9 protein-coding genes are annotated in these 16,069 nt (G+C 71.7%); 2 read left to right on the forward strand and 7 right to left on the reverse strand.

Going from position 1 to position 16,069, the window contains the following annotated elements; genetic code table 11:
• The 3 genes from ACFWEK_RS08685 to ACFWEK_RS08695 form a co-directional block, all read right to left on the reverse strand.
• Positions 1–2,050 (reverse strand): acyltransferase family protein (locus ACFWEK_RS08685; protein ID WP_430553788.1); only part of this gene is annotated, 2,050 nt, incomplete at its 3' end.
• Between the two features lie 39 nt (positions 2,051–2,089).
• A complete protein-coding gene (locus tag ACFWEK_RS08690) occupies positions 2,090–3,160 on the reverse strand; it encodes a class I SAM-dependent methyltransferase (protein ID WP_430553789.1) in 1,071 nt (356 codons plus the stop codon).
• 51 nt (positions 3,161–3,211) lie between these two features.
• Positions 3,212–4,471, reverse strand: coding sequence for a nucleotide sugar dehydrogenase (locus ACFWEK_RS08695; protein ID WP_430546698.1), 1,260 nt, complete (start codon positions 4,469–4,471; stop codon positions 3,212–3,214).
• Between the two features lie 477 nt (positions 4,472–4,948).
• On the opposite strand from ACFWEK_RS08695, the gene ACFWEK_RS08700 reads away from it, so the two are divergent.
• A complete protein-coding gene (locus ACFWEK_RS08700) occupies positions 4,949–7,069 on the forward strand; it encodes an acyltransferase family protein (protein WP_430553790.1) in 2,121 nt (706 codons plus the stop codon).
• Positions 7,070–7,155: 86 nt separating this feature from the next.
• Here the strand turns inward: ACFWEK_RS08700 and ACFWEK_RS08705 are convergent, their stop codons facing one another.
• The 4 genes from ACFWEK_RS08705 to glf form a co-directional block, all read right to left on the reverse strand.
• Complete coding sequence (locus ACFWEK_RS08705; protein ID WP_430553791.1) at positions 7,156–8,370, reverse strand: ATP-grasp fold amidoligase family protein; 1,215 nt, start codon at positions 8,368–8,370, stop codon at positions 7,156–7,158.
• A 98-nt stretch (positions 8,371–8,468) separates the two neighbouring features.
• Positions 8,469–11,045 carry a polysaccharide pyruvyl transferase family protein gene (locus ACFWEK_RS08710; RefSeq protein ID WP_430553792.1) on the reverse strand — a complete coding sequence of 859 codons (2,577 nt, stop codon included), beginning with the start codon at positions 11,043–11,045 and terminating at the stop codon, positions 8,469–8,471.
• Positions 11,046–11,097: 52 nt separating this feature from the next.
• The gene (locus ACFWEK_RS08715) at positions 11,098–13,059 is read right to left on the reverse strand and encodes a glycosyltransferase (RefSeq protein WP_430546694.1); all 1,962 of its coding nucleotides are present in this window, start codon (positions 13,057–13,059) and stop codon (positions 11,098–11,100) included.
• Positions 13,056–14,213 carry a UDP-galactopyranose mutase gene (gene glf / locus ACFWEK_RS08720; protein ID WP_430546693.1) on the reverse strand — a complete coding sequence of 386 codons (1,158 nt, stop codon included), beginning with the start codon at positions 14,211–14,213 and terminating at the stop codon, positions 13,056–13,058. Before glf ends, ACFWEK_RS08715 begins: the two co-directional genes overlap by 4 nt.
• Before the next feature lie 314 nt (positions 14,214–14,527).
• On the opposite strand from glf, the gene ACFWEK_RS08725 reads away from it, so the two are divergent.
• Positions 14,528–16,039 carry a S8 family serine peptidase gene (locus ACFWEK_RS08725; protein ID WP_430553793.1) on the forward strand — a complete coding sequence of 504 codons (1,512 nt, stop codon included), beginning with the start codon at positions 14,528–14,530 and terminating at the stop codon, positions 16,037–16,039.
• The last annotated feature ends 30 nt before the right edge of the window (positions 16,040–16,069 follow it).

Below are 16,069 nucleotides of genomic sequence, written 5' to 3' on the forward strand. Positions count from 1 at the left end.
TCACGTAGGTGCGGGAGAGGTGCGAACCCTGCCGGTAGGCGAGGATGTCACCGATCACCGGCGGGCAGACGTCGGTGCAGACCAGGTCGTTCATGTTGACGACGTCGACCGACGGCATGAGGTCGGCCGTCGCCAGCATCGCCGGGGTGCCGCTCTTGTCGAGCCCGGCCTCCTTGGAGAAGGCGCAGCTGGACAGGGAGTCCATGTACTCGGCGACACACTTGTAGACCTCCCCGTCGCCGGCCGGGAGATCGACCGGGTCGGGGTTGTCCGCGATCGCGATCACGTCGATCCCGGCGTCCTCGAGCGTCTTCCACGTGGACTCGAGGGCGTCGACCATCGCGTCCTGTGTCCGCTCGCCCGCGCTGTCGTAGGAGTAGCTCGTGGTCTGCGAGACCATGACCGCGTCGGGCTTCTCGTCGAGCACCATCTGCAGCAGCGCCTCGTTGTACTGCGTGCAGCTCACGTAGGGGTCGCCCTGCCCGTCGTTGATCTGCGCGCTCGAGAAGCCGCACGCGCTCTTGGTGGCGACGTCGAGCTTCCAGCCGTGGTCCTTCGCGATCGGGTCGAGCGCGTCGATCCACTGGAGGGCCTTGGAGTCGCCGAGGAGCATCAGGTGCGTCTTGCCCTCCCGGTCGCCGTAGGCGCAGGGCTTGGGGACGGCGACCTTCTGGTCCACCTGGCAGCCGCGGTCGTAGGCGTCGGGCTTGTCGGCGGCGGCGTCCTGGGGGAGCGGGGTGAAGCTCTCGACCGAGTCCGGGTTGGGGATCCCGGTGGCCTCGCCGTCCTTCATCTCGAGGCTCTGCGCGCCCTTGCCCTCGACGCTGGCGTTCGCCGGGGCGCTCGTGGGGGTGCCGCTCATGAGGAGGAGCCCGGCGATCACGGTGATGGCGGTCAGGTTGAGCCCGACCGAGAGGGTCATCCGGGGCGACCAGCGCTCCTGGGCGATCCGTCGCACGGGGTTCTCGACGAGCTTGTACGACAGCCATGCGGGGATGACGGCGAGCAGCACGATGAGCAGCCCGCGCTTCTGGCCGAGCTCGCCCCACACCCAGGTGGCGGCGATGAGCAGCGGCCAGTGCCAGAGGTACAGCGAGTAGGACAGGCCGCCGAGCCACACCATGAGCTTGTTGCCGAGGAACCCGGGGGCCGAGCTGCTCGCCCCGGCGATGATCACGGCCGCGGTGCCGAGGACCGGGACGAGCGCCAGGGAGCCGGGCCAGACGGCCGTCTCGTCGAGGAGCAGCGCGCCGGCGACGATGGCCGCGATGCCGCCCCAGCCGAGGACCAGGGCGACGGCTCGCGGCACGCGGGGCCAGATCGCGACGCCGACGGCCACGAGGCCGCCGATCCCGAGCTCCCAGAGCCGGGTCGTGGTCACGAAGAACGCGTTGGCCGGGCTCTCGGTCGACATCAGGACGGACCAGAGGAACGACGGGACCACGATCAGGCACAGGCCGGCGGCCATCACGATCCGCGCGGGCCAGTGGAACCGCCGCGCCAGGAAGGCCACGACGACGAGCAGGAGCGGCCAGACGATGTAGAACTGCTCCTCGACGGACAGCGACCAGAAGTGCTGCACCGGCGAGACGCTGACGCCCTCCGCCAGGTAGTCGACGGCGCGACCGGCGAGACGCCAGTTCTCCACGTAGGCGGCGGCCGCGACGATGTCGCCGCCGAAGACCCTGCGGTCGACGATGCTGCCCACGAAGAACACCAGGGCGGCGGTGACCGCCAGGACGAGCGCCGCGGCGGGCAGGAGCCGTCGGGCTCGGCGGGCGTAGAAGCGGATCATCGACACCCGGCCGCTCCGCTCCAGCTCGCGCACGAGCTGGCCCGTGATGAGGAAGCCGGAGATGACGAAGAAGACGTCCACGCCGATGAAGCCGCCGGGGATGAAGACGATCCCGGCGTGGTAGAGCAGCACGCTCCCGATCGCGATCGCGCGGAGTCCCTCCACGTCGGGGCGGAAGCGCGTGGCGCGCGGAGCAGCGCCGGAGGTCTCGGCGGAGGCCGAGACGTCCGGGACGGCGCGCGAGTCGACGGTCATTCGAAGGCTTTCGTGCAGGGGGCGGGCGGGCAGCCGAGGTTACTCATAGGTCAGCACCTCGGAGACATCGTTCCTGTATTCGGCGCGCCGGAGGCGGGGCAGCTCCTCGAGCCAGTGCTCGATCGCCTTCCTCTCGTCCTCGCGGTGCACGTCGTCGACCAGGACGTGAGAGTCGGGGAGCAGCGCCCCGTGCAGCACAGGGAGCGCGGGATAGCGGGCGAGTTGGCCGGTCGCCTCGGGCGGGCCGTCGACGACGAGCAGGTCGATCGCCCCGAGGGTCGCGGGGTCGACGTCGTACCAGGGGAACTCGCCGCGCGGGGTCGACGTCGCCACCAGCGGTGCGTGACGGACCTCGGCCACGTCGGACAGTCCGTGCCGCTCGAGGGAGGACCTGGTTCGCGCGGCGTACCCCTCCAGGTGGTCGAGCGCGGTGACCCGGCCGCGGCCGTTCTGGCGCAGGGCCATGGCGATCCAGAAGGTGGAGGTCCCGCTCCCGCACTCGACGACGTGCTCCGGACGCCGACGCTCGATCTCGTCGACGAGCCAGACGAGCGCGGTGGGATCGAGGGCCCAGCCCCCGACGTCCGGGAGCGGGCCGGAGACGTCGAACTTGGCCCGGAGCTGGTCGAGCGCCTGCATCTGGGTGAGCAGGGTGCCCGGCCGCGCCGCATGGACGAGGCCTCGGACGTTCTCGACCCGTCGCCGGAGGTGCCTGACGTCGCCGTCCAGACCGTCGAGCCTGGCGGAGACCTCGCCCAGCGGCGGCACGACGTCGGCGCGCACCGTCGCCTCGAGGTCGGAACGCCACCGCGCGACCGACGTGTCGGTGCGTGCCACGTGGCGACGGAGCTGCTCGGTCGCCGACACGGCGACCTTGCGCTCGCGCGCAAGCTCCTTGCGGAGCTCACGAAGCTGGTGCTCGGCAGCCTGCGCGCGAGCGGCTGTCACCCCGGCCCGCCGGTAGGTCAGCACCGCGACCGCCGCGACCCCGCCGACCAGCGCGACGAGGACCGCCAGCGCGACGTCGTCGCTGCCCAGGAGGGCGGCGACGACGCCCACGACGGCTGCCACGGCGATCGCTGAGAGGGCCGTGAGGCTTCGGGCGCGCATGGGGCTCCTTCGACGTCAGGTGTTCGGCGCCGGTCCGTTCCGGCCCGCCGGTCAGAGCCGGATGGCGTCGGGGTGGGTCGTCGCGCCCTTCGTGTCGAAGAAGCGCACCGACTTCTCCGCCAGTACATCGACATCGTAGGCGCTGTGGTTCTGCACCAGGATGACCAGGTCCGCGTCGAGGATGGCCGTGTCGAGGTCCGCGACCCGGTCCAGGACCTCACCGTTGACGTGCCACTGCGCGACGTGCGGGTCGTGGAACACCAGGTCGGCGCCCTGGGCCACCAGCGCGCGGGCGACCGCGACCGCGGGCGACTCCCGTTGGTCGGCGATGTCCGGCTTGTACGTCACGCCCAGCACCAGCACCCGCGAGCCGCGCATCGCCTTCGCGTCCTCGTTGAGGATGTCCTGCGCGCGCCGCACCACGTACGACGGCATCGTCGCGTTGATCTCCTGCGCCAGCTCGACGAACCGGAACGGGTAGCCCAGGCGCGAGCGCACGTTGTGGCTCAGGTAGTTCGGGTCGATCGGGATGCAGTGCCCGCCCACCCCGGGGCCGGGGTAGAACGCCTGGAACCCGAACGGCTTGGTCTTGGCCAGCCGGATGACGTCCCACAGGTCGATGCCCAGCTCGTGGCAGAACCGCGCCATCTCGTTCACCAGCGCGATGTTGATGTGCCGGTAGGTGTTCTCGAGCAGCTTCGCCGTCTCGGCCTCGCGCGCACCCTTGGCGACGACCACCGTGTCCACGAACCGCGAGTACAGCGCCGCGGCACGCTCCGTGGCCTCCGGGGTCAGCCCGCCCACGACCTTCGGCGTGTTCTTCATGCCGTACGTCGGGTTGCCCGGGTCGATCCGCTCGGGCGAGAACGCCAGGTGGAAGTCCTCGCCGCACCGCAGGCCGCCCTCCTCGAGGATCGGCTTGAGGACCTCCTCCGTGGTGCCCGGGTACGTCGTCGACTCCAGCACCACGACCATGCCGGGCTCGAGCACCCCCGCCACCGTGCGGGTCGCCGCGATCACCGCGCCCAGGTCCGGCCCGCCGTCCTGCCCCAACGGCGTCGGCACGCAGATCACGACGGCCGCCGCGCCACGGATGTCCTCCACGTCGGCGGTCGCGCGGAACCCCGCCTCGACCATCGAGGCCACGTCCGCGTCCGAGATGTCGTCCACGTGCGAGCGGCCCTCGTTGAGCGCGTCCACGACCGGCGTCGTGACGTCGAAGCCGCGCACCTGGAGGCCAGCACGCACCGCCTCCCGGGCAAGCGGAAGTCCGACATAACCAAGGCCGATCACGGCAAGGTCGAGAGGCATGGGGCCCAGGTCCTTTCGATCTGTGGTCGAGCCCGGGAGGAAGCATCCTCGAACGGGACCAGGCCACGGCGGTGTGTGAGGTGCGCCGGGGACCGCGGGGGGCGGAGCTCCGGTGAACGCCGTCTGAACGGCTGAATGTCGTTGGAGAGGATACCCGCCTCCGCGGGGGCGCCGGGTACCCCCTTCCGGCCCCGTGCGCCGGGAAGCATCGCCAAGCGGACGAACCGCTCGCGGTAGGCGGGACCGTGGACGGGACATGGCGTGGAGACGTCCGGGACGTGCCGTGAAGGCCTGGCCCGCGGCGCGCCCGGGACCGGGCTCGACTGCGCCCGTCACCGGTCGGCGGGCTATCCTCCGAGGCGGTCCCCACGGGACGTGTGCGCCGGCCTGTCGGGCTGCGACGTCTCGAACTGCCACGTCTCGAAGTGCCACGTCTCGAACCGCCACGTCGGGACCGACCCGATCCTGGAGCGCTGCGTGACCACCCTGTCCCCTCCCGTTCCCGCCGGCTCGTCGGCGGGAACGTCGACGCGCACCGAGGTCCGCACCGACGTGCAGGGCCTGCGTGCGCTGGCGGTGAGCGCGGTGCTGGTCTACCACCTGCTGCCGGGCACGGTGACGGGCGGCTACGTGGGTGTGGACGTCTTCTTCGTCATCTCGGGCTTCCTCATCACGTCGCACCTGCTGCGCCGGCCGGTGCGCGGGGTGGGCGACCTGCTGGAGTTCTGGGCACGGCGGGTGCGCCGCCTCATCCCCGCGGCGACGGTGGTGCTCGTGGCCACGCTGGCGGCGACGCTGCTGTGGCTGCCGTCGACGGTGCACGCCCGCGTGGCGCGGGAGGTGGCGGCCGCGGCGCTGTACGTCGAGAACTGGGCGCTGGCGCGGTCGGCCACGGACTACCTGGCCGCCGAGGAGCTGGCGTCCCCCGTGCAGCACTACTGGTCGTTGTCGGTCGAGGAGCAGTTCTACGTGCTGTGGCCGGTGCTGATCGGGCTCACCGTGTGGGTCGCGGTGCGCTGGCGCCGGCGCGGCGCAGGTCGGCCGGCGTCGCTGTCGGCGTGGCTGCCGACGGCGGTCGTCGGGCTGGTCGTCGTCGTGTCGCTCGCGTGGTCGGTGCACCTGACGGGGACGAACCCGTCCGCGGCGTACTTCGTCACGACGACCCGGCTCTGGGAGCTCGCGCTGGGCGGGCTCGTCGCCGCGGCGGTGACGGTGCGGCCGTGGCAGCTGCCGACGCCGGCCCGGGCGGCGACGGCGTGGGCGGGGCTGGCGGCCGTCGTGGCGGCGGTGGTCCTCTTCGACGGGTCGACGCCGTTCCCCGGCGTCGCGGCCGCTCTGCCGACGGTGGGCACGGCCCTGGTGATCGCGGCGGCGGCCGACGGCGCCCGCGGCGGACCCGGCGGCTTGCTCGCGTGGCGCCCCGTGCAGTGGCTGGGCGACGTCTCCTACAGCGTGTACCTGTGGCACTGGCCGCTGATCGTCGTCGTGCCCTACGCGCTCGGCCGCGCGCTGGGCGGCGTCGAGCTGGTGGCCGTCGTGGTGGCGTCGCTGGTGCTGGCCGCCCTGACCAAGCGGTGGGTCGAGGACCCGCTGCGCCGCCAGCCGGTGCTGGTGCGCCGCCGCGCGGCGACGTTCGGGCTGCTCGCGGTGTGCGTGGCCGTCTCCGCGGTCTGGGGCGTCTCGGCGGCGTCGGCCTCCGACGAGCGGGTGCGCGAGGCGGTCGTGTCCGCCCCCGCCCAGGTCGCCGACGCCGGTGCGTGCGCGGGCGCGGGCGCGGTGCGCGACCCGTCCTGTGACGTCCAGGGCCTGCTCACGCCGCCGGAGGCGGCCGCGCAGGACAAGCCGGCCGTCTACGCGGACGACTGCTGGAACGACCCGCCGTTCACGACCCGGAACAGCTGCACGTACGGCTCCGACGACGCCCCCGTGCGGGTCGCGCTGCTCGGCAACTCGCACGCCGGCCACTGGGCCCCCGCCCTGGAGGCGGGGGAGGGCGCGGGGGACTGGCAGGTCGACACGTACCTGCAGTCGTCGTGCTACCCCGTCGAGCGGCTGCTGGAGTACGAGGCCGCGGACGACGCGCAGGGCTGCCTCGACACGACGCGGTGGGCGGTCGACTCGGTCGTCGACGGCGGGTACGACCTCGTGGTCCTGTCGGCGCGCACCAACCAGCTCCTGGCGGACGTCCCGGAGGCCGAGCAGGTCGACGCCGCGCAGGACGCCTACGCCGACACGCTGGCCGCCTTCACCGACGCCGGCATCCCCGTGCTCGTGCTGCGCGACACCCCCGCGATGCCGGACAGCGTCCCCGACTGCCTCGCCGCCGGGCCCGTGTCCTGGGACGCCTGCGGGGCGCCGCCGTCGCAGGCGCTCGAGCCGGACCCCCTCGCCGCGGCCGGGCGCGCGGACGACTCCGGGCTGGTGACGGTCCGAGAGGTCACCGACCTCATGTGCGACGACGACGTCTGCCACCCCGTGGTCGGCGGCGTCGTGGCGTACTTCGACCACGGCCACCTCACCGCGACGTTCGCCCGCACCCTCACCCCCGAGGTCACCGACGGCGTGCAGGCCGCCCTGCGCACCGGGCGTTCCTCCTGAGGGTCTGCCGCGCCGCGACCGCCCCGCTCACCGTGGGAACGAGCTCACCCTCCGGGGGCCGTCGTGGTGCCCCCCGCAGGCCGCCGTCACGACATCCGCACGCACCACTGGTCACAGGTGGAGACGCTGCGTGGCCAGTTCGCCATGTCGTCGGGTTCCGACCCCGAGGGGTAGTGCCACTCGTGGGGATGCGTCCCCCAGACGAGCCCGCGGGGCCGACCGGCCGCCTCGTCCTGGAGCACCCGCACGCGAGCGTCGAGCCATCGGGCACCCAGTGAGAGGTCGTGCTCGAGACGGTACTGCTGCGGGTCGCCGGGGGCCGGCGTGATCTCGCCGAAGTGGATGCCGTCGGGAGTGTCGTAGAAGTCGAACCGACAGAAGTCCGACCCCGAGGCCAGGGAGAGGTGCCGCGCCGCCGCGAGGATCTCGGGCAGGCGATCGGGGACGGGGATGTCCGGCTTGTACGTCGCCCCGGGGATGACCTCGCCGAGGTCGGCACCGGTGGCCGGGTCGAGGTAACGGCGTCCGGCGTCACGCCGACGGGTCCCCGCAGGCCGCATGAGGAGGACCTGCCCCGGCTGCCCGTAGAAGGTGTAGACCTTGATGTCGTCCGGGACGAGCGACCCTTCGGCGGACGCCAGGAGCGTCTCGGCGAAGAACGGCCCACGCGCGCGGTCGCCGAGGGCGCGGATCCGGTCCTTGATGTCGTCGATCGAGACTCGGGCACCGGTGTCGACCCTGGTGAGCGAACCGTCGACGCGGCGCAGCGGGAAGACGGCGTGCGCGCTGGAGCCGCCGTCCGACTTCAACACGAACTCGTCCGGGAGAGCGTCGAGACTGATCTCGTCGACGGTGGCCCACGCCTGGAAGACCTGGGCGGTCCGAAGTCCGTGGCTCTGGGCGAACGCCATGTTGTGCAGCTTGTACTCGGTGCGTGACATCGGGTGGAGCGCATGGCCGCCCGAGTCCCGCAGCCGACCGTACAGAGCGCGCTGCTGAGCCAGCAGCGTGCTGAACGTCGGCTCGGCGGCGCGCGAGATCCGGAGGTCCGCAGCCTTGAGCCTCGCGAGACGCTCTCGGGACGTCTTGTCGGAGGCCGCAGCCTTCTCCTGCTCCCTGCGGACCTGGGCCCGCAGGTCGGCGATCTCGGCCTGGAGGTCGGCGGCACGCTCGCGCTGCTTGACGAGAGCTCGCGACCGCTTCCTGACCACGCTGGAGAGCTGGCGGATCTCGGCGTCGCGGCGGGCGACCGGGGGCAGCCTGGCGAACGTGCGGGCCAGCGCAGCGCGAGGGGAGGGCATGCCGGAGTTATCCCACAGGCGCCGAGGGGTTGCAAAGTCCGGCAGCGCCCTCCGGCGACGCTCGTGCTCCGGACCGCGGGCGGCCGCCCCCGGCACGCTCAGCCGGCGGCGTGCCGGACGATGACGTCCTCGACGCGGGTCCGCTTCGACCGCGGCACCAGGACCTGCTGGTCGTAGTGGCCGACCGCGACGAAGGAGATGAACACCTCGTTGTCGGGGACGTCGATGATCTTGCGGATCGCGGCGTCCTTCGCGCTCCCCATCGCGGTGTTGAGCGAGCACGACCCCAGGCCCACCTGGGTCAGGCCGAGGAGCAGCGACATCATGAACAGCCCGCCGTCCACGAACGGCTGGTTGCGCTCGGGGGCGAAGAGGAAGGCGTCGAGGTCGGCGGTGATCAGCAGCAGGCGCGGGGGCATCTCGTAGCCGTTGAACCCGCCCTGGATGTCCAGCACCGACCTGATGACCTCGGGGTCCTGGAACTGGTGCACGCGGGCGGCCTGGCGGTTGCACACCGACGGCGACTGCATCGCGATCTGCACCGCCCTGCTGACGTCCGCGTCGCTGACGGGCTCGTCGGTGAACTCCCGCACGCTGCGCCGCCCGTAGACGACGTCGAGGAAGCCGCGCGAGTCGTCGGCCTCGAGGCGGATCTCGCGGGTCTGCTCGGCGGGCAGCACACCGCCCTCGTGGTGCCGGGTGGCGTCGATGAGGTCCTGCGCCGCGCCGGAGAAGAGCTGACGGAAGGCGGAGACGTCGTGCTGGAGCGCGGCGTGCCGCTCGAAGTAGGTCTTCATCACGGCCGCGGAGCTCTGCAGGTAGGGGTCGTCGATGCTGAACCCGGACGCCAGCCAGGAGTTCATCTCCTTGGCGAGCCCCGGGACGGCGATCCTGCCGAAGCCCGCGCGGAAGTTGCTCCGGCTCAGACCCTTCTCGATCGCGTGGGCGTGGAAGATCATCCGCGCCCGGGCGCCGGAGATCCTGTCGGCCGACCGGGCGCGATCGTACGACCGCACCTGGCGTTCGTAGTCCGCCAGCGCCAGCGCCCTGGCCTGACCCGCGAAGCCCTTGGCAGGGGGCCTGCCCGAGGCCTTGCGCCGTGCCGCGGCGGCGACGGCTGCGGGCACCTCCACGACCTCGAGGCCACGCACCTCGGCGCCCGCGTTGCGGCCGGTGAAGTGCAGCGCGCCCAGCATGATCTCGGAGAAGCCCGGGTCGGACACGGTGAACGTGACCGCGTCTCGGCGCGCCGTGCCCGAGCCCTGCGCGACGTTCACCTTGCCGACGGCGCGGAACTGGCCGGTCTCGGGGTTGCGGAGGTGGAGGTTGACGGCCGGCGCGTCGGTCCGGGGGGTCCAGTCGATCGTCAGCTGGTACGCCGAGCCGGGCGTCAGCGGCTCCGGCAGGGAGGTCCAGGCATGGTTGCCGACCGCCGCGCCGTCCCGGGCGACCTTCAGCCGGGTGCCGCGCGCCCTGCGCGAGACGCGCCAGGCCTTGCTGCTGGCGGTGAACGCGGGGTTGTCCAGGGCGAACCGCTGGAAGCGGCGGATCGCGGCGGAGCCCTCGGACTCGGGGTCCAGCGCCGTCCTCAGCCATTCCAGCGACGAGGCCCGGCCGGACCCGATGTACTCGCGGGCCTTCGTGAAGTCGATCTCCCGGGTGACGTACTCGTTCTCGGTGATCGTCTCGGCGGTGTCGGTCTCCAGGACGCGGCGCTGGTCGTCGAAGCCCATCGCCGCCATGAGGTTCTTGAACCGGTCGGCGCCCCGCTTGGTGTTGTAGATCGACGAGAAGGGCTTCTCGAAGATCGCCGCGAAGGCGGAGCCGTGGTAGCTGTCGGTGACGACATAGCCGGCGTCGCGGTAGGCGCGCAGGAAGTTCTCCGGGGCGTCCTCCGACAGGACCTCGACCCGCGGCTCGTCCGCGAACAGGGACGTCACCTTCTCGCGTCCCTCGTCGGGGTTGGGGATCACCAGGATCTTGTCGAAGCCCAGCTTGTCGGCGATCGCCCGCGCGACGGACACCTTCTCCGGGTTGGGGTCGAGGTAGAAGACCGCGAGGTACTCGCCCCCGGGAGCCACCGTCGCCTTGTCGGCGAGGCCGGCGTAGTGCTCCTCGGGCAGCAGGAAGACGGGGTCGACGACGAGCGCCGCCTTGGCGCCGAAGACGTCCCGAGCGGTGTCGATCGCGTACTCCTCGCGCACCGAGATCGCCTTGAACTGCTGCAGGCTCGCGGCGTGCTTGGCGACGAACGGCACCTTGAACTTGTCGGTGCCGCGGTTCCCGAACGACGTGCCGTAGGCCACCCGGTGGTTCTCCGGGGCGACGAAGTCCAGGAACAGGTCGTCGTTGACCCGGCCGATCAGCGGGTTCCACAGCTGGTCGCTGCCCACGACGAAGGTGCGAGCGACGTCGTTCAGGCGCGGCAGCGCGGAGTAGTGCTCCTGCTCGGTGTGCTCGTAGCCGACGCGACGGGCGAAGTCCATGGAGACGATGTCCGTGGGCCAGTGCACCCGGTAGCCGTTGTAGCCGAGCGGCTCGTGCACCATGAGGACCGAGCGGCCGAGGCTCTCGACGGCACGGTTGAGCCCGTAGTAGGTGAGGATCGAACCGTAGTTCTTGCCGTACCACCATCCGAGGATGGCGACGTCGTACTTCTTCGCCGGATCCGTCATGCGCTGTGTCCCTGCCTGCTCGTGATGCCTGCGCGGTGCCCGCATCGTGTCTTCACTCGTCATCGTCGACACCGTGGGTGTCGAACGTCGCGCGCCACTCGTCGACCGAGGTGAACGACGGCATGGCCTTCCGGTACCGCCGGCTCAGGGGCGCCCACTGGCTGCGCAGCTGCCGGTGCAGCCGCAGGCTGCGGACCAGGTAGGCGCGGAACTTCCTCGGGTCGCGGACGTACATCGAGGCGCCCGTGCCGTCGGCCGACGTGACGACCGCGGAGTCGAGGTGCGACAGCCGCCACCACCGGGCGGCCGTGGTCGAGACCCTCTCCTCGGGCACCTCGAGCGCCTCCGGCCGCACGGCGCGCAGCTGCTTGGCCATCCCGGTCAGTGCCGACGCGACCGCGCGGGGCTTCCCTCCGGGAGCCGACGGCACCTTGCCCCGGCGGGAGGGGCGGTGGCGCCTGGTGAGCGGGAAAGCGCCCGGGTCCTTCTCCACCACGGCGTCGGGGAACCGCGCCCGCAGCGCCCTCACCTCGGGCAGCGTGGAGCCGATCGTCGCGTGCAGGTGCTCGGGGCCCTGGAGCAGGTCCTCGAGGGCCCGCAGGCGCAGCTCGACGGCCGAGTACTGCAGCTGCAGCAGGTGCTTGACGTCGCCGACGAAGCTCGCCCGGGGCAGCTCGCCACCGCCGCGGTACGGCGAGTGCAGCATGGCCGCGAGCCACCGGTTGCGCTGGTGGTAGTACGCCTGCCAGTCGATCGCGTCGTCCTTGTCGACCCACGGCACGTGCCACACCGCGGCCCCGGGGAGGGAGACCGTCGGGATGCCGTGGTCGGTGGCGCGCAGGCTGTACTCGGCGTCGTCCCACTTGATGAACACGGGGAGCGACAGCCCCACCGTGCGCAGCGCCTCGACCGGGATCAGCGACATCCACCAGCCGTTGTAGTCGACGTCCACGCGTTGGTGCAGCCACGGGGTCGTGCGCAGGGGGTGCAGCGAGAAGTCGTGCCGGTCGAACGTGTTCTCGATCTTGCCCCACCAGAACGAGTAGCGGTTGACCCGCTCGCCGAAGGTGTGCAGGCACGACTTCTCGAACATCGAGAACATGTGGCCGCCCACGATCGTGGGCGTCCGGGCGAAGTCGCCGAAGGCGACCGCGCGGGCGATGCCCTCGGGCTCCGAGACGACGTCGTCGTCGAGCAGCAGCACGTAGTCGGACTCGCCGGCCTGCAGCGTCTCCGCCATGCCGCGCGAGAAGCCGCCGGAGCCCCCGAGGTTCCCCTGGCGCACGAGCGACAGGCGGCCGCCGAGCCGCGCCGCGGCCTCGGCGAAGTCGGGCTGGTCCTGGACGAGCCTGCTGCCCTGGTCGACCACGTAGATCCGGTCCACCACGTCCTGGAGGCCCTCGTCGCCGCCGAGCGCGTGCAGCTGCGCGACGCAGTAGTCGGGGCGGTTGAACGTGGTGATCGCGATGGAGGCCGTGCCGTGCTTGCGCGCGTACGACCCGTCGACGCTCCACTCCGCGGACTCGAGGGTCACGGCGCCGTCGGAGGCGTACAGGTCGAACCAGTACCAGCCGCCGTCGCCGAAGGACGCGAGCGTCAGGTCGACGTCGACGACGCCGTCCACGCTGTGGATCAACCGCACCCGCTGCGGGTTTCCGCGTGCGTTCGACTTGTACACCGCGACGGTCGCGGGCCCCGAGAGGCGGAGGCTGAGCCGCACCTCGGCGACGTCGGTCCAGCGCCGCCAGTACCCGGCGGGGAACGCGCCGAAGTAGGTGCCGAACGACGCCTCGCGGCCGTGGTCGAGGCGCAGCGACCTGCGGCCCAGCACCTCGGCTCCTGCCTCGGCGGGCGCGACGTCCGGGTGCGCCTCCTCGGCGGCGCGCGCCATCGTGAAGTCCACGTACAGCGGGAGCGTGTCCGGGTCGGCGTCCGGCGGCAGCACCACCTGGTGCACGACGCGGCGGGACACCTCGGCCTCCGAGGCCGTCTCGAGCTGCGCCAGGAGAGTCACGCCGCACCCCCGAACACCGCGCCGAGCTTGTTGTCGACCATGGAGAGGGCGGACCCGATCGCCATGTGCATGTCGAGGTACTGGTAGGTACCCAGGCGGCCGCCGAAGAACACGTCCTTCTCGCCTTCCATGTGCTTGCGATACAGCTGCAGCCGGTCGCGGTCCGCCGAGGTGTTGACCGGGTAGTACGGTTCGTCGCCGCGCTCGGCAAAACGGGAGTACTCCCGCACGACGACGGTCTTCTCGCGCTGGTATTCGCGTTCCGGGTGGAAATGGCGGAACTCGAGGATGCGCGTATAGGGCACGTCCAGGTCGGCGTAGTTCATGACCGGGGTGCCCTGGAAGTCGCCGACCGGCAGGACCTCCTGCTCGAAGTCCAGGGTGCGCCACGACAGCTCACCCTCGGTGAACTCGAAGTAGCGGTCGACGGGGCCCGTGTAGACGACGGGCACCTGGCCGACGGTCGCGGCCTTGTTGACCGGCTGCCCCTCGTCGAAGAAGTCCGTCTCGAGCCGCACCTCGATGCGCGGGTGGTCGGCCATCCGCTCGAGCCAGGCGGTGTAGCCGTCCACCGGCAGGCCCTCGTGCGTGTCGTTGAAGTAGCGGTTGTCGTACGTGTAGCGCACGGGGAGCCGCTTGATGATCGACGCGGGGAGGTCCGTGGGGTCGGTCTGCCACTGCTTGGCGGTGTAGTCGCGGATGAACGCCTCGTACAGCGGCCGCCCGATGAGTGACACGCCCTGCTCGTCGAGGTTCTCGGGGTCCTTGCCGGCGAGCTCGCCCGCCTGCTCGGCGATGAGCTCCCGCGCCGTGTCGGGGCCGTGCGCCGACCGGAAGAACTGGTTGATCGTGCCCAGGTTGATCGGCATCGGGAACACCTCGCCCCGGTGCGTCGTGTACACCCGGTGCACGTAGCCCGTGAACGCCGTGAACCGGTTGACGTACTCCCACACCCGCTCGTTCGACGTGTGGAACAGGTGCGCGCCGTACTGGTGGACCTCGATGCCGGTCTCGGGCTCCAGAGCGCTGTAGGCGTTGCCGCCGACGTGGTGGCGCCGGTCGATCACGAGAACGTTCGCGCCGTACTGTTCGGCGAGCCTCTCGGCAACGGTCAGGCCGAAGAATCCCGAGCCCACCACGACAGCGTCCGTCATGCGACGACCTCCTCAAGAATGCGAAAGCGGTGCCGTGGACTTTGCACGGCAGAAGCAGGACCACCGGGTGCGTGCCGGGCTGGTCACGGGATTCGAGATTAGGGGCACGACAGGCCGCAAAAGTGCCGAATTGAACGGCGTCTCCTGATGATCGGACAGTGTTCATCCGGGTTCACCGGGGCGTTACCCGGACGTCAGGGAACTCCCGCGACGCGACCCGGTGGTGCGTTCGACGGGCCCTCCGGGCCCGGGCGCTCTACCGTCACCTGGTGACGGTCGCAACGAGGCGACCGCACCTCTTCGAAGGGGACACCATGAGCCTGCGCACCACCCATCGCGCGCGTCTGGTCGCCGTCGGCGCCGCCACGGCCCTCCTGATCGCCGGTGCCGGCAGCGCCGCCGTCGCCGGCGGCACCGCGGCCGAGCCACCGTCCACGCCGGTCCCGGTGACCACCCCCGACGGCCAGACCTTCTCCTACGTCGTCAACGCCAAGCACGCGAACCCCGGCCAGACGCGTCTCGCGGAGCGGGCCGTCGAGGCGGCGGGCGGCGTCGTCGTCCAGTCGTGGCCCGAGATCGGCGTCGTGGTCGCGCACGCGGCGCGCGCGGACTTCCGCGCCGACGTGGTGCGCCTCGCGCGCGGGCACGCCGTCGAGTCCGTCGGCGTCACCCGGACCGTCCCGGTGAGCGAGGGCACGCCCGCCGTCGCCGACGAGGTCCCGGGGGCCAAGGGCGGCCCGTGGAAGGCGAAGGTCACCAAGAAGCCCGGCGCCGGCACCGAGGACGGCGCCGGCACGACGGCCGTCCCGGACCCGGGCGAGGCCACCCAGTGGGACATGGCGATGATCAAGGCCGACCAGGCGATCGAGATCAACCCGGGCTCGCCCGACGTGCTGGTCGGCGTCCTCGACTCGGGCATCGACGTCACGCACCCCGACCTCGCGACGCAGGTCGACACGGCGGCGTCCGTGAACTGCACCGCGGCGGGGCGCCCCGACACGTCGGCCACCGGCTGGCTGCCCACGACGTCCGACCACGGCACGCACGTGGCCGGGACGATCGCGGCGGCCGACAACGGGCTGGGCATCGTCGGCGTCGCGCCGGGCGTGAAGATGGCGTCCGTGAAGGTCGTCAACGACGACGGCTTCATCTACCCCGAGTACGCCGTCTGCGGCTTCGTCTGGGCGGGCCTGCACGGCGTGGACGTCACCAACAACTCGTACTACATCGACCCGTTCATGTACTGGTGCGAGGACCAGGCCGACCAGGCCGCGGTGAAGGAGGCCGTGCGCCGCGCGATCGACTTCTCCACCGACCGGGGCGCCGTGCACGCCGCGGCGGCCGGCAACGCGTCCACGGACCTGGCGAACAACACCCGCGACACGTCGAGCCCCAACGACTCGACGGCCGTGGACCGCACCATCAACTCGGGCTGCGAGGACATCCCGACCGAGGCGGACGGCGTCGTGACGGTCTCGTCCGTCACGAGCACCGGAGCCCTGAGCTCCTTCTCCAACCGAGGCCTCGGCAAGATCGACGTCGCCGCCCCGGGCAGCGCCATCGTCTCGACCGAGCTGAACGGCACGTGGGACACCAAGAGCGGCACGTCCATGGCGTCGCCGCACGTCGCGGGCGTGCTCGCGCTCATGAAGTCCGCGCACCCGGACTGGACGCCGGCCCAGCTCGAGCAGGCCGTGCGCGACCAGGCGGACGACCGGCCCTGCGGGACGACGCCCGTGGGTCCGACGTGCGTCGGGACGCCGGAGGAGAACTCGTTCTTCGGCGACGGCATGGTCGACGCGCTCGACGCGGTGACGCTCGGCTGACCGAGCACGACGACCGCAGGGGGAGGGCGG

It is taken from the genome of Isoptericola sp. NPDC060257, from assembly GCF_042726645.1.
In the GTDB taxonomy this organism is placed as follows: domain Bacteria; phylum Actinomycetota; class Actinomycetes; order Actinomycetales; family Cellulomonadaceae; genus Isoptericola; species Isoptericola nanjingensis.

Bases quoted from the DNA above. Each gene is read 5' to 3' on its own strand.
- ACFWEK_RS08690 (WP_430553789.1), bottom strand. From the start codon at position 3,160: ATGCGCGCCCGAAGCCTCACGGCCCTCTCAGCGATCGCCGTGGCAGCC.
- ACFWEK_RS08695 (WP_430546698.1), bottom strand. From the start codon at position 4,471: ATGCCTCTCGACCTTGCCGTGATCGGCCTTGGTTATGTCGGACTTCCG.
- ACFWEK_RS08705 (WP_430553791.1), bottom strand. From the start codon at position 8,370: ATGCCCTCCCCTCGCGCTGCGCTGGCCCGCACGTTCGCCAGGCTGCCC.
- ACFWEK_RS08710 (WP_430553792.1), bottom strand. From the start codon at position 11,045: ATGACGGATCCGGCGAAGAAGTACGACGTCGCCATCCTCGGATGGTGG.
- glf (WP_430546693.1), bottom strand. From the start codon at position 14,213: ATGACGGACGCTGTCGTGGTGGGCTCGGGATTCTTCGGCCTGACCGTT.
- ACFWEK_RS08725 (WP_430553793.1), top strand. From the start codon at position 14,528: ATGAGCCTGCGCACCACCCATCGCGCGCGTCTGGTCGCCGTCGGCGCC.